At 73.2% G+C, this 12,580-nt stretch carries 13 protein-coding genes and 1 pseudogene; 7 read left to right on the forward strand and 7 right to left on the reverse strand.

Features of this window, described 5'->3' with window-relative positions:
* Positions 1 to 72: 72 nt before the first annotated feature.
* Positions 73 to 540, reverse strand: coding sequence for a DNA starvation/stationary phase protection protein (locus WBK31_RS22630; protein WP_364055113.1), 468 nt, complete (start codon positions 538 to 540; stop codon positions 73 to 75).
* A 116-nt stretch (positions 541 to 656) separates the two neighbouring features.
* Here WBK31_RS22630 and WBK31_RS22635 point away from each other — a divergent pair, with 116 nt between their 5' ends.
* The 3 genes from WBK31_RS22635 to mmuM all read left to right on the forward strand — a co-directional run bounded on the left by WBK31_RS22635 (position 657) and on the right by mmuM (position 4,939).
* Positions 657 to 1,451, forward strand: coding sequence for a helix-turn-helix domain-containing protein (locus WBK31_RS22635; protein ID WP_406673088.1), 795 nt, complete (start codon positions 657 to 659; stop codon positions 1,449 to 1,451).
* Positions 1,448 to 3,931 carry a VIT domain-containing protein gene (locus tag WBK31_RS22640; RefSeq protein WP_364055119.1) on the forward strand — a complete coding sequence of 828 codons (2,484 nt, stop codon included), beginning with the start codon at positions 1,448 to 1,450 and terminating at the stop codon, positions 3,929 to 3,931. Before WBK31_RS22635 ends, WBK31_RS22640 begins: the two co-directional genes overlap by 4 nt.
* A gap of 141 nt (positions 3,932 to 4,072) precedes the next feature.
* Positions 4,073 to 4,939: a homocysteine S-methyltransferase gene (mmuM, locus tag WBK31_RS22645; RefSeq protein ID WP_364055122.1), complete on the forward strand. Its 867-nt coding sequence runs from the start codon at positions 4,073 to 4,075 to the stop codon at positions 4,937 to 4,939.
* On the opposite strand, the gene WBK31_RS22650 is transcribed toward mmuM, so the two are convergent.
* A complete protein-coding gene (locus WBK31_RS22650; protein WP_406673089.1) occupies positions 4,911 to 5,720 on the reverse strand; it encodes an MFS transporter in 810 nt (269 codons plus the stop codon). The two genes, mmuM and WBK31_RS22650, sit on opposite strands and share 29 nt — an antisense overlap.
* 67 nt (positions 5,721 to 5,787) lie before the next feature.
* Positions 5,788 to 6,276: pseudogene (locus WBK31_RS22655) on the reverse strand (MFS transporter); the annotation flags it as partial.
* 107 nt (positions 6,277 to 6,383) lie between these two features.
* Between WBK31_RS22655 and WBK31_RS22660 the strand changes: the two are divergent.
* Positions 6,384 to 7,331, forward strand: coding sequence for a LysR family transcriptional regulator (locus WBK31_RS22660; protein WP_364055131.1), 948 nt, complete (start codon positions 6,384 to 6,386; stop codon positions 7,329 to 7,331).
* 87 nt (positions 7,332 to 7,418) lie between these two features.
* On the opposite strand, the gene WBK31_RS22665 is transcribed toward WBK31_RS22660, so the two are convergent.
* Complete coding sequence (locus WBK31_RS22665; protein ID WP_364055134.1) at positions 7,419 to 7,841, reverse strand: DoxX family protein; 423 nt, start codon at positions 7,839 to 7,841, stop codon at positions 7,419 to 7,421.
* Between the two features lie 82 nt (positions 7,842 to 7,923).
* Between WBK31_RS22665 and WBK31_RS22670 the strand changes: the two genes are divergently transcribed.
* The gene (locus tag WBK31_RS22670) at positions 7,924 to 8,385 is read left to right on the forward strand and encodes a MarR family transcriptional regulator (RefSeq protein ID WP_364055137.1); all 462 of its coding nucleotides are present in this window, start codon (positions 7,924 to 7,926) and stop codon (positions 8,383 to 8,385) included.
* A 78-nt stretch (positions 8,386 to 8,463) separates the two neighbouring features.
* On the opposite strand, the gene WBK31_RS22675 is transcribed toward WBK31_RS22670, so the two are convergent.
* The gene (locus WBK31_RS22675; RefSeq protein WP_364057521.1) at positions 8,464 to 9,174 is read right to left on the reverse strand and encodes a lysophospholipid acyltransferase family protein; all 711 of its coding nucleotides are present in this window, start codon (positions 9,172 to 9,174) and stop codon (positions 8,464 to 8,466) included.
* A 161-nt stretch (positions 9,175 to 9,335) separates the two neighbouring features.
* Between WBK31_RS22675 and WBK31_RS22680 the strand changes: the two genes are divergently transcribed.
* Both WBK31_RS22680 and WBK31_RS22685 read left to right on the forward strand, forming a co-directional pair.
* Positions 9,336 to 10,094: an alpha/beta fold hydrolase gene (locus WBK31_RS22680; RefSeq protein WP_364055140.1), complete on the forward strand. Its 759-nt coding sequence runs from the start codon at positions 9,336 to 9,338 to the stop codon at positions 10,092 to 10,094.
* A gap of 46 nt (positions 10,095 to 10,140) precedes the next feature.
* On the forward strand, positions 10,141 to 10,632 hold the full coding sequence (locus WBK31_RS22685) for a hypothetical protein (protein WP_364055143.1): 492 nt from the start codon (positions 10,141 to 10,143) through the stop codon (positions 10,630 to 10,632).
* Positions 10,633 to 10,711: 79 nt separating this feature from the next.
* On the opposite strand, the gene WBK31_RS22690 is transcribed toward WBK31_RS22685, so the two are convergent.
* Positions 10,712 to 11,821, reverse strand: a complete 1,110-nt coding sequence (locus WBK31_RS22690) for a hypothetical protein (RefSeq protein WP_364055146.1) — start codon at positions 11,819 to 11,821, stop codon at positions 10,712 to 10,714.
* A 38-nt stretch (positions 11,822 to 11,859) separates the two neighbouring features.
* The gene (locus WBK31_RS22695; protein WP_364055149.1) at positions 11,860 to 12,573 is read right to left on the reverse strand and encodes an endonuclease/exonuclease/phosphatase family protein; all 714 of its coding nucleotides are present in this window, start codon (positions 12,571 to 12,573) and stop codon (positions 11,860 to 11,862) included.
* Positions 12,574 to 12,580 lie beyond the last annotated feature (7 nt).

A 12,580-nucleotide genomic window follows, 5' to 3' on the forward strand; every position in this document is an offset into this window, starting at 1 on the left:
CCGGGCCGCGTGCCCGGGCTCTCCTTCGTCGTACGGCGCCCGCCCGCCGTGAGCCGGTGGTGCCGTGGTGGGTCAGCGCTGCGCCTGGAACATCCAGTGCTGCTTGTCGATCTCCTTCGCCACGGCGATGAGCAGGTCCTGGCTGACCGGGTCGGGCTCGTCGGTGGCCTCGATGCGCTCGTACATGCGCTTGCTGATGCCGCTGAGGATCTCGGTGATGGCCGCCACGACCTTGCCGTCCTCCTGCCAGCCGCCCTCGGGCTGCTGGAGCTTGGTGTCGCGGGCGACGGTGGCGGCGCGGCCGTCGGGGTTGGCCCCCAGGGCGACCACGCGCTCGGCGACGGTGTCGGCGTGCTCCCTCGCGATGGAGACGAGCTCGTCGAGCTGCAGGTGGATGGGTCGGAAGTGGGAGCCGATGAGGTTCCAGTGGAACTGCTTGGCGACCAGGGTGAGGTCGATGAGGTCGACGAGGGCGCCTTGGAGAGCTTGGACGACGGTGTTCTTGGCGTCGTCCGTAAGAGGTCCGGTGATGGTAGCCATGACTACTTTCCTCCCCGCCTGTCGGTGTTTACACCTGCCCCCAACCAATCTCCCCCTCCGCTTCTTCCGGGCCGGAGACATTGACACTGCAATAATGACAGTGTCAATGTGGAGGTATGGGCGAGACCTGGACCATCGGCGAGCTGGCCGAGCACGCGGCCCGCGCCCTGCGCGACGGCGCGGCGGCACCTGTCAACGGCCGGGTCCGCGACGTGCCCAGCGAGCGGCTGATCAGGTGGTATACGACGATCGGGCTCGTTGATCCGCCGCTGACCCGGCGCGGCAGAGTCGCCCGTTACGGCCGCCGCCACCTCCTCCAGCTCGTGGCGATCAAGCGCATGCAGGCGGCCGGCCATTCGATCGCCGAGATCCAGACGGCGCTCGCGGGTGCTGAAGATCACACCCTGGAGGCGGTCTCCGGACTGCATCTGCCGCGCCCGGAGACCGTTCCCGAAGCCGTCCGCGACGGCGCCTGCCCCACCGGAGAGCCGGCCGTGAGCGCCCGGCCGCTCACGGGACGGACGCGGTTCTGGGCGGAGCGCCCGGGTAGCCGACCGGAGGGACCGGACGCCGCCGCCGGTCGCCTGCTGCTGGAGCCGGCGGACCCCACGGCCGCAAGGCCCGAGCCCGCGGGTTCTCCGGCCGCGCGGCACACGCCTGCGGCCGAGCACACGGCCCCTCGGGCCGACGTGAACGGGCGGGACGCCGAACATGCGGGCTCCCGGGCCGCGCGGCGGGCACCCGTGAACGGGCGGGAGGCCGGGGCCGTGGCGATGAGGGGGGTCAAGCTGGCCGACGGGGTGCGGCTGGTGCTCGACGAGGGCCGGGCGCTGACCGACGAGGACGTTCATGCGGTGCTGGCGGCGGCCGGGCCGCTGCTCGCGGTGCTCGAAGAGAGGGAGCTGACATGAAGATCACTTCGCTGGAGCCCGCGCGGTGCCTGCCGGTGCCGGACGCCGGGTTCGGCGCGCTGCGGACCGAGCGCGGCAACCTGCCGCTGGAGAGCGTGGACGTGGCCGCCGGCATCACGGGTCTCGTCGCCGGGGTCGAGGTCACGCAGGGCTTCACGAACCCGTACGACGTGACCCTGGAGGCCACGTACGTCTTCCCGCTGCCGGACAGGGCTGCGGTGACCGGCTTCCGCATGGAGGCCGACGACCGGGTCGTGGAAGGCGTGCTCAAGGAGCGCGGCCAGGCCAGGGCCGACTACGACCAGGCGCTGCGCGAGGGTAAGCGGGCCGCGATCGCCGAGGAGGACCGGCCCGACGTGTTCACGATCAGGGTCGGCAACATCCTGCCGGGCGAGCGCGTCTCGGTGCACCTGAGCATGAGCCAGCCGCTCCCGTACGAGGACGGCGCGGCCACGTTCAGGTTCCCGCTGGTGGTGGCGCCGCGCTACATCCCCGGCAGCCCGATCGACGGGCCTGCCGCCGGTGACGGCACGGCACCCGACACCGGCGCCGTGCCCGACGCCTCCAGGATCAGCCCGCCGGTGCTGCTGCCCGGCTTCCCCAACCCCGTACGGCTGTCGCTGGCCGCCACGGTGGACGCGGCCGGTCTCGAGCTGCGCGAGCTCGCCTCCAGCCTGCACGTGGTCGAGGAGGAGGGCGGCGCGGACGGCGGGCGCACGGTGCGGCTGCGGCCCGGCGAGCGGCTCGACCGCGACTTCGTGCTGCGGCTGTCGTTCGACGCGTCCACGGCGCTGCAGCTGGACGGGCGGGGCACGTTCGCGCTGACCGTGCTGCCGCCGCCGCTGCAGGCCGCCCGCGCGCCGCGCGACGTGGTGCTGCTGCTCGACCGCTCCGGCAGCATGGGCGGCTGGAAGATGGTGTGCGCCCGCAGGGCCGCCGCCCGCATCGTCGACACGCTGACCGCGCAGGACAGGTTCGCGGTGCTGACGTTCGACTCGGTGGTCGAGGAGGCGTTCGAGGGGCTGGCCGAGGCGTCCGACCGCAACCGCTACCGCGCGGTCGAGCACCTGGCCGGGGTGGACGCCAGGGGCGGCACCGAGATGCTCGAACCGCTGCGGCGGGCCATCGCGCTGCTCGACGGCCGCGCCGAGGGCCGCGAGCGGGTCGTCGTGCTCGTCACCGACGGCCAGGTCGGCAACGAGGACCAGATCCTGGAGCAGGCGGGCGGCGCGCTGTCGGCCATGCGCGTGCACACGGTGGGCATCGACCGCGCGGTGAACGCCGGGTTCCTCGGCCGCCTCGCGGGGCTCGGCGCGGGCCGGTGCGAGCTGGTCGAGTCGGAGGACCGGCTCGACGCGGCCATGGACCACATTCACCGCAGGATCGGCGCTCCCCTGGTCACCGACCTGGCGCTCAAGGACCTCGGCGTCGAGCCGGACACCGTCACCCACCTGGGGTCGATCTTCCCGGGGGTGCCGCTGCGCGCGTACGGGCGCTACCGCGAGGGCTCATCGGTGACCGTGCGGGGGCTCACCTCGCAGGGGCCGTGGGAGGAGCGCGTGGACGGCGTCACCGTGGACAACCCGGCCCTGCGTGCGGTGTGGGCCCGCGCCCATCTGCGGGAGCTGGAGGACCGGTACGCCATGGGCGAGCACGACCTGGAGGAGCGCATCGTGCGCACCTCGCTGGAGTACGGCGTGCTCTGCCGGTTCACCGCGTACGTGGCGGTGGACACCCGGCAGGTCGCCGGCGAGGGGCCGGAGCACCGCGTCATCCAGCCCGTCGAGCCGCCGAGCGGATGGGAGATGCCGCAGTCGCCGGGGATGGGCGCGTTCGGGGCGAACGTGATGCTGGCCGCCGCGCCCGCGAGCCCGTCCGGCATGCGTGTGCCGCAGCCGGGGCTGGGCATCCAGGCCGAGCAGGGCTTCTTCGCCGGAGGCCCGCCCGCCCCCGCATCCGGGCCTGGGAGTCCTGCTGGAGGCCGAACGGCTTACGGCCGCTCGGGTGTGGCGCGCGGCCGCACGGCAGGCGGGCGAGGCTCCGGTGGCGGCCCCGTCGCCGGCAGGTTCGGCCGGGGTGGCCGCGGCCGGGCGGCCGGCGGGCGGCTGGAGTCGGTACGTCCCCAGCTTCTCGCCGAGCTCGACCGGCTGACGGCCATGCCCGCACCCGACCTGCTCTACCTGGCCGACCTGGGCACCCGCTTGCAGGCGCTGGCGGCGTACCTCGGGGGGAACGAGGAGCTGGAGCGGCTGGCGGAGGAGCTGGCGGCGGCCGAGCGGCCGGGCACGGACGCCCAGGCCCTGCACGAGCGCGCCGTCCAGGTCCTCGCCGCGCTCACCGGCTCCTCCGCCACTCCCCCGGCGGGCGGCGCCGGTCCTGGCGGCGACCCGGCCTCCGGCGCCGGTCCTGGCGGCGACCCGGGCTCCGGCGGCGGGCCCGGCGGCCCTCGTCCCCGCGGCCCCTTCTGGAAGCGCGGCTGACGAGGCGGCCCGGGACTCGGGCGAGGAGCGACGGGCGGCTTCCGGAAGCGCACCGGATCAGGCCGCAGCTCCGCTCGGCCATCGGCCACGCGCACGCCGGGAGGCGCGCCGGGCACGCGCGGCGGCTCGTAGGCTGAACGGGTGACGACTCTTGTCCTGGACGGAGGGCTGGCCACCCAGCTCGAAAGCCTCGGCGCCGACCTGCGCGACGAGCTGTGGTCGGCGCGGCTGCTGGTGGAGGAGCCGGAGCTGATCCGGCGGGCGCACGCGTGCTATTTCGCCGCGGGCGCGGACGTGGCGACCACGGCCAGCTACCAGGCGACGCTGCCGGGCTTCGCGCGGCGCGGGCTCGACGCCGCCCAGGCGGAGCGGCTGCTGCGGCTGTCGGTCGAGCTGGCGGCGCAGGCCCGCGACGAGCACGGGCGCGGCCTGGTGGCGGCCTCGGTGGGACCGTACGGCGCCTATCTGGCCAACGGCGCCGAGTACACCGGCGACTACGACCTCGACGAGGACGGCCTGTACGCCTGGCACCGCCCCCGCTGGGAGATCCTCGCCGGCGCCGGGGCGGATCTGCTGGCCTGCGAGACGATCCCGTCCTACCCCGAGGCGCGGGCGCTCGCCCGGCTGCTGGCCGCCACGCAGGGGGTGAAGGCGTGGGTGAGCTTCTCGTGCCGCGACGGCGAGCGGCTGAGCGACGGCACGCCGATCGCCGAGGCGGCCGCCCTGTTCGGCGGCAACCCGCAGGTGGTGGCCGTGGGCGTCAACTGCACGGCCCCGCGCCACATCCCGAGCCTCATCGGCTGCCTGTCGGGCGGGCTGCCCGTGGTGGTCTACCCGAACTCGGGCGAGACGTGGGACGCCGGCGACCACCGATGGACGGGCCTGGCCGACCCGGTGGAGTTCGGCCAGGCGGCCAAGGAGTGGCAGCAGGCGGGCGCGTCGCTGATCGGCGGCTGCTGCCGTACGACGCCCGAGCACATCAGGCAGATCCGCGCGCACCTGTCCTGAGCCACCAGCCGGTCAGCAGTCCGCCCGCCAGCACGACGGCGGCGACCACGCGAAAGCCCGCGCCCATCCCGTACGCGGTCATGACCGTGCTCATGACGGCCACCCCGACGGCGCTGCCCAGCTCGCGGGTGGCGCTGTTGAGCCCGGAGCCGAGCCCCGCGCGCTCCCGCGGCAGCGCCGCCATGATCTCGTGCGACAGCACGGGCACGGAGAGTCCCATGGCGGCGCCCATGACGATCAGCCCGGCGGCGTAGACGGGGTACGGCATGGCGGCGTCGGCGAACGACAGCAGCGCTAGGCCCGCAGCGTTCCCGGCGAGTCCGGCCGCGACGGCGGCGCGCGGGCGGAAGCGGCCCGCCATCCGGGTGATGGTGATCATGGGGACGGCGACCGGCAAGATCGCCACGGCGGTCAGCAGCGGCGAGAAGCCCTTGACCTCCTGCAGGTAGCGGGCGTTGACGAAGAACAGCGCGAACAGCCCGAAGAAGGTCACCGCGATGCCGAGCGTGCCGGCCCGCAGCCGCGCGGAGGCGAACAGGCGCGGGTCGAGCAGTGGCGCGCGGGCGCGGAGCTGGTGGGCGACGAACACCGCGAAGAGCACGGCGGCCGCCCCGAACGCGCCGAGCGTCGGCCCGCTCGCCCACCCGGCGTCCGGGCCTTCGATGATGCCCGCGAGCAGGGCCACGGAGGCGGCGGTGAGCAGCGCCGTACCGGTGAGGCCGAGTGCGGCGGGGTGCCGGGGCGCGCGCGGCACCACGGCGGCCACCAGTGCCGCGAGCACGAGGGCCGGCAGCGCCTGGCACGGCGAACAGCGCCCGCCACGGCAGGTACTCCATGATCAGCCCGCCGCCGAGGTTGCCGGCGACGCCCGCGACGCCGGTGGCGGCGGTCCAGGTGGCGACGGCCCGGCCGCGCAGGGCGGCGGGGTGCGCGCCGACGGTCAGGGCCAGCGAGGAGGGCATGATGAGGGCGGCTCCCGCGCCGCTCAGCGCGCGGGCGGCGATGAGCGTGCCGGTGCCCGGCGCGAGCGCGGCGGCCAGGCAGCCGGCCGCGAACACGCCGAGCCCGGTCAGCAGCACGCCCTTGCGCCCGTAGCGGTCGCCCGCCGCGCCCGCGGGGATGAGCAGGCAGGCGAAGACGATGACGTACGCGTCGACGATCCACGTGAGCTGGGCCGGCGACGGGCGCAGCTCGCTGGCGAGCAGCACGGGGATGGCCAGGTTGACGGCGGCCACCAGGGAGACCGCGACGATCACGGAGGCGGCCATGAGGGCGGTGATCCGCGTACGCGCGGGATGGCCCGTATCAGGGCCGGTCATGGAAGCGGTTGCAGGCATGCAGAACCCCCGGTCAGAGAAGGGTGAAGGTGGGCGGAGGCCTCCCGCGGGCTTCACCGTAGACTCGGACCGGACATGACCTCAAATGCATCTTCATCAGGTGATATATGCGTCAAACGCAACCTAGCCTCGACCTGCTGATCGCGCTGGACGCGCTGCTGGAGGAGGGCAGCGTCTCGGCCGCCGCACGACGGCTGCACCTGTCGGAGCCGGCGATGAGCCGCACGCTGGGTCGCATCCGCCGGGCGATGGGCGATCCCGTGCTGGTGCGGTCGGGGCGGCAGATGGTGCCGACGCCGCGGGCGCTGGCCGTGCACGGCGAGGTGCGGGCGCTGGTGGAGGCGGCGCGCAGGGTGCTGACGCCGCAGGAGGAGCCGGATCCGGCCACGCTGGAGCGGCGGTTCGTGATCATGGCGTCCGACGCGATGATCACGGCGCTCAGCGTGCCGCTGCTGACCGAGGTGCGGGCGGCGGCGCCGGGTGTGCGCTTTCACTTCATCCCCGAGGGGCACGAGGACGAGCCCGCGCTGCGCCGGGGCAGCGCCGACCTGGTGCTGGCGGCGATCGCCGACCCGGAGCCGGAGACGCGGGTGGAGCCGCTGCTCGTCGACCGGCCGGTCGGCGTCGTACGTCCCGGGCATCCGCTGCTCGACGGCCCGGTCACGCCCGAGCGGCTGGCGGCGGCCGAGCACGTGATCGCGAGCAGGCGCGGCCGTGGCGCGGGGCCGGTGGACGAGCTGCTGGCCGCCATGGGGCTGTCGCGGCGGGTGGCGGGCTCGGTGCCGACGTTCGGCGCGATGCTGCTGGCGGTGCGGGAGTCGGAGCTGGTGGGGCTGACGGCGGAGCGGCTCACCCGGCCGATGTACGAGGCGCTGGGGCTGGTGACGTTCCCGCTGCCGTTCGAGCTGCCGGAGATGACGCTGTCGCAGGCGTGGCACCCGCGCCACGACGCCGACCCCGGGCATGCGTGGCTGCGGGCCCAGGTGCGGAACGTCGTCGGCGCCGCGTTCCCCGAGACGTCGGGGAACGCGGCGCCGGATGATCGCAAGGCGTGAAGGCCGCGCTTACGCGACCGCGGGGCGCTGCGGCGGCTGCGCGATGGCGGATGCGCTGCGGCGGCCGCCCGGTCGCGTAAGCGGCGGCTAGGCGATGGCGGGAGCGCTGCGGCGGCGCAGCAGGACGTTGTCGAGCGCGAACGCTCCCCCGCCGGTGAAACCGACCGCCAGGCTCGCCGCGGCCAGCGCCAGCACGAACTCGTATCCCCCCTCGCCGGCCAGCCCGTTGGCGCCGTGCACGAAGACGATGGCGCCCACCATGTCGAGAGCCAGCAGTATCCCCGCGATGGGCAGCGCGGCGCCGAGGATCAGCGCCAGCCCGCCGAGCACCTCCAGCGCGGCCACCGCGGGCGCGGCGACGCCGGCCAGCGGGATGCCCACCGACTCGAAGAACTCGGTCGTGCCCGCGATGCCCATGGTCGCGAACTTCTGGTAGCCGTGCACCAGGAAGATCACCCCGACGGCGACCCTGGCGACAAGCAGAACGACGGGACGCGCCTGATCCACCATGCGTGCTCCTCGTGTGATGTTCAGATTTGAACGACCACTCTAGCAGTGATAGTTCAAATTCGAACGACAGTACACTGAATCGGTGACGGACCCCCGATGGCTGGACTCGACGGAGATGGCCGCATGGCGCGCCTTCCTCTCCACCTTCCACCTGCTTGAGCGCCGCATCGAAGAGCAGCTCAAGTCCGCTGCAGGGCTCACCCACCCGCAGTACGAGATCCTGGTGCGGCTCTCGGAGGCCCCCGGGCGCAGGATGCGCATGACCGAGCTGGCCAGAGTGGTGGTGGCGTCGAAGAGCGCGCTGACGTACCAGGTGACCCAGCTCGAGAAGGCGGGGCTGGTGGCGCGCGAGACGTGCCCGTCGGACGACCGGGGCGTGCTCGCCGTGCTCACTGACGAGGGCATGCGGTGCCTGGAGCGGGTGGCGCCCGGCCATCTCGAGGTCGTACGGGCGTACCTCATCGACCGGCTCAGCCGCGAGGAGCTGCAGGCGATGACGGACGCCATGCGCAAGGCGGAGCAGGCGTTACGCTCCTCCGCCTGATCATCCCGGCCGCCCCCTCGCGGGCGCGCTCGCGGAACGCTCGTGAAACCCGACCCGCCGGGAGGCGGGAGACCGGGATCAGCTCTTGCCGGCCGCCGCCGCGCGGGCCGCGCGCTCCATCTCCACGCGGGCGCTGGCGGCGTACTTGTCGACGTACTCCTGGCCCGACAGCTCCATGAGCGCGTACATGATCTCGTCGGTCACCGCGCGCAGCACCAGCCGGTCGTCCTCCATGCCGTAGTAGCGGGAGAAGTCGAGCGGCTTGCCGAACCGCACGCCAGGACGGATGCCGAGCTTGGGGAACAGGCGCCCCGGCGGCATCATCTCGTGCGTGTTGATCATCGCCCACGGGATGACCGGCGCACGCGACTCCAGGGCGAGCCTGGCCACGCCGGTCTTGCCCTTGTAGAGGCGGCCGTCGGGCGAGCGGGTGCCCTCGGGGTAGATGCCGAGGATCTGACCCTCGCGCAGGATGCGCAGGCCGGTGCGCAGCGCCGCCTCACTGGCCTTGCCGCCGGAGCGGTCGATGGGCACGGTGCCGACACCGCTGAAGAACATCCGGGTGAAGAAGCCCTTGATGCCCGTGCCGGTGAAGTAGTCGGCCTTGCCGAGCGAGATGACCTTGCGGCGGATCTGCAGCGGGCCGAAGAAGTGGTCGGCGAAGGACAGGTGGTTTCCGGCGAGGATGGCGGGCCCGTGCTTGGGCACGTTTTCCGCGCCCTCGGTCCAGGGCCGGAACACGAGGTGGAGGAACGGCCCCAGAATGGCCTTGACCACCCAGTAGAACACCTGGCACCTCTTCCTGCTCACGTCGTCGAGATCGGCAGAGTCATCTTCCCACCTCGTGGGCCATGCTCCTACCGCACCTCTCGCACAATTACCCCAGAACGTGCGACGATCGGGCCGTTCCGGAAGAAATCGCCGGAATGAAACAGCACGGAGGAGCTGTTATGCCGCTCATGCCAGGCGCGGAACCCTACCACCATGATGCAGGTCCGGTGGGCGTGCTGTTGTGCCATGGGTTCACCGGAACGCCGCAGTCGCTGCGGCCGTGGGGTGAGTACCTCGCCGGGCACGGGATCAGCGTGTCGCTGCCCCGCCAGCCCGGTCACGGCACCACGTGGCAGGAGATGAACCGCACTCGCTGGGAGGACTGGTACGCCGAGGTGGAGAAGGCGTTCGCCGATCTCCAGGGTCGCTGCACGGAGGTGTTCGTGGCGGGGCTGTCGCTGGGCGGCTGCCTGGCGCTGCGGCTCGCCGAGGTGCACGGCCCGGCGATCAGGGGCGTGATGGTGGTCAACCCCTCGATCGCGCTCGACGTGCCGCTGCTGAGGCTGGCTCCGCTGCTCAAGTGGTTCGTCCCGTCGGTGCCCGGCGTCGCGAACGACGTCAAGAAGCCCGGCGTGACGGAGCTGGCCTACACCCGCACCCCGGTCAAGGCCGCGGCCTCGCTGCCGAGCCTGTGGTCGCTGGTGCAGGCCGACCTGGCGAAGGTGACGCAGCCGCTGCTGGTCTTCCACAGCACGGAGGACCATGTGGTGAAGCCGACGAGTGTCGCGATCATCCGCGCGAAGGTCCCGCAGGCCACGATCGAGGAGCTTACCGATAGCTACCATGTTGCGACGCTGGACAACGATGCCGACAGGATCTTTGCCGGTAGCCTCGACTTCATCCGGACACATGCCTCGGTACCCTTGCAGAGGGACTGATCGCACCCAGGGGGAAGTCGCGATCGCTGCGGAGAGGCCCATCTAGGTGACGCCCCAGAGTGACGAGGACGAGGTCTGGCGGCAGATCGTCGCGTCCTTCAACGACACAGCCGAGCGTGACTCGGCCGACCAGCCATGGCCGGACAGCGAAAACCTCCCCGCCGAGCCGACCCGCCGGGTGGTCAAGCCGTCCGAGACCGAGCACGGCGTCAACGGCGCCACGCTTCCCGACGGCATCGACGGCGGTCTCGACGCCGCCGACGACGCGGCCGACCGTGACGAGGAGGACGAGGGCCACTACGTGCCCCCGCCGCCGCCTCCGCTGCCCAAGCTCGACCTGCCGACCAAGCTGGCGTGGGTGGCGCTGTTCGGCGGGCCCGCCTACCTCCTGGTGGCGGCCATGGCGAGCTGGCACATGGAGGGGTGGGCGCTGTTCACGGCGGTGGCGGCGTTCATCGGCGGCTTCGTGGCGCTGGTGGTGCGCATGGGCGACGGGCCGCCCAACGACTCGGGCTGGGACGACGGCGCCCGCCTCTGAAGCCGGCCCGGCCGGGACGACGGCGCCGCTTCCAGGCGGCGCCGACCCACTGGGGGTGCCAGCGTTTCGCGGGCGCGGGTCAGGACTTCTGCGTGCTCGTCTTGGGCACGAACGACTCCACCACGTCGGTGTACTGGTCGTCCGGGTCGACCGCGTGGCCGACCGCCCAGACCGTGCCCTTGTCCGCGACGTAGGTGACGGCCTGCAGGCGCACGCTGTCCCTGTCCTTCTGCGCGGCGCCCCTGATGATCGTGCAGGAGCCCTTCTCGCAGCGCAGCATGAACGGCACGTTGGCGTGCTCGGGGTCGTAGCCGGTCATCCAGTAGCGGCCCTTGCCGTCGCCGGTGACGCCGTAGAGCCGGGCCTCGGACGAGCCGGGCAGCCGCAGGCGGCTCCAGCGCTTGCCGTTCCAGATGAGGGCGAGCGGCGAGATGTCGCCGGGGCCGCGGTAGATGCCGCCCACGGCCACCGCCCGCTTGGGGCTGTCGACCTGGATGTCGCGCAGGTAGCCGCCGGGGATGGAGGGCAGCGTCATGGACTTCCACGAGCCGCCCGTGTAGTGGACGATCAGCGGCCTGGTGCCGGTGTCGCCGACCGCGAAGCCGCTGGAGACCGCGTAGAGCGCGCCCTTCTCCTTGGTCTGCTGCACGGTCCAGGTGCTGCCCTGGCCGGTGATGATGAGCCCGTTCTTCTCGCGGCTGCCGACCGCGACGACCCGCCCCGGCTTGGCGTCGATGCCGCCCAGCCAGTCGCCGGCGCGCAGCCCCGGCGGCCTGACCCTGTCGAACCCGTTGGTGTCGCCGTGGGCGAGGTACGGCAGCCCGTCGTGCCCGTCGCCGACCGCCCACACGTCGGATGCCGACGCGGCGGCCAGGCTGCGCAGGTTGCCCGCGGCCGTGGCGTCGCGGATGCCGATCTCGGACCACCTGCTGCCGTTCCAGTGGCGGATGGTGCCGCGGTTCTTCCAGACGTCCCAGATCTCCTGCTGGCCGACCGCCCACACGTCGTCGGGCGTGATCGCGAGCACGTCGGACAGCGAGCCGTCGGCCTGGAGGCGCACGCTGGTCGACTGCTGCCACGCTTCGGCGGCGGGCCGGGGATCGGCATGCGCGGCGGGCGTGACCTGCGTCAAGGCCACGGACGTCGCCAAGATCAGAGAGAGCGCACGCCGCTGAGAGCGACGGGTCATGTAGGAAATGCTACGGGCTTGCGCGCCGGTCTTGCCCGTTAGTGCCCAACTCTCAACTCCGCCACGACCGGGACATGGTCACTGGCCCGCACCGCGTCGGGGCCGGTCGCGGGCACGGCGCACGAGACGACCGGAGTGTCGCGCGCGGCGAACACCGCGTCGATCCGCAGGTGCGGGCCCCGCGCGGGGAAGGTGGGCCCGCCGCCCGCAGGGGCCTCGGCGTGGCAGTCGGCCAGCCGGGCGGCCAGGTGCCGCCAGGCAGGCTGGTGGTCCTGCTCGTTGAGGTCGCCGCCGAGCACGATGGAGGCGCCGTGGCGGGCGGCGACGTCCTCCATGAGCGCGGTGATCTCGGCGACGTGGCACGTCCTCGCCGTCTGGTCGAGGTCGAGGTGGAACGAGCCCACGGCCAGCCGCGCCCCGCCGCCGTCGCCCCGCACGGGCTCCACGACGGCCACGGCCAGCGCGCGCCGTTCCAGCCCGCGGAAGGCGCGCAGCGCGTGGTGCTCGGCGTGCAGCACGCGCACGCGCGGCCCGGTGAGCACGGCGACGCCGCCCACCCTGCCGTGGGTGGCGACGGTGAGCCCGGCCGAGGCCGCGAGCGCGGCCCTCCTGGCCCGCCAGCGGCCGAACCTCAGCGCCTCCTGCACGCACAGCACGTCGGCGCGCAGCGCGGCGATGACTCTGGTCAGCGCGGCCACGTCGTCGCGCAGCCCGTGCAGGTTGTACGTCGCGACCCGGATCGGGACCGTCACGGGACGG

It is taken from the genome of Nonomuraea sp. N2-4H (assembly GCF_045291505.1).
Classification (GTDB): Bacteria; Actinomycetota; Actinomycetes; order Streptosporangiales; family Streptosporangiaceae; genus Nonomuraea; species Nonomuraea fastidiosa.

Coding starts and splice junctions, on each gene's coding strand:
- WBK31_RS22630 (WP_364055113.1), bottom strand. CDS start 540: ATGGCTACCATCACCGGACCTCTTACGGACGACGCCAAGAACACCGTC.
- WBK31_RS22635 (WP_406673088.1), top strand. CDS start 657: ATGGGCGAGACCTGGACCATCGGCGAGCTGGCCGAGCACGCGGCCCGC.
- WBK31_RS22640 (WP_364055119.1), top strand. CDS start 1,448: ATGAAGATCACTTCGCTGGAGCCCGCGCGGTGCCTGCCGGTGCCGGAC.
- WBK31_RS22660 (WP_364055131.1), top strand. CDS start 6,384: ATGCGTCAAACGCAACCTAGCCTCGACCTGCTGATCGCGCTGGACGCG.
- WBK31_RS22665 (WP_364055134.1), bottom strand. CDS start 7,841: ATGGTGGATCAGGCGCGTCCCGTCGTTCTGCTTGTCGCCAGGGTCGCC.
- WBK31_RS22680 (WP_364055140.1), top strand. CDS start 9,336: ATGCCGCTCATGCCAGGCGCGGAACCCTACCACCATGATGCAGGTCCG.
- WBK31_RS22690 (WP_364055146.1), bottom strand. CDS start 11,821: ATGACCCGTCGCTCTCAGCGGCGTGCGCTCTCTCTGATCTTGGCGACG.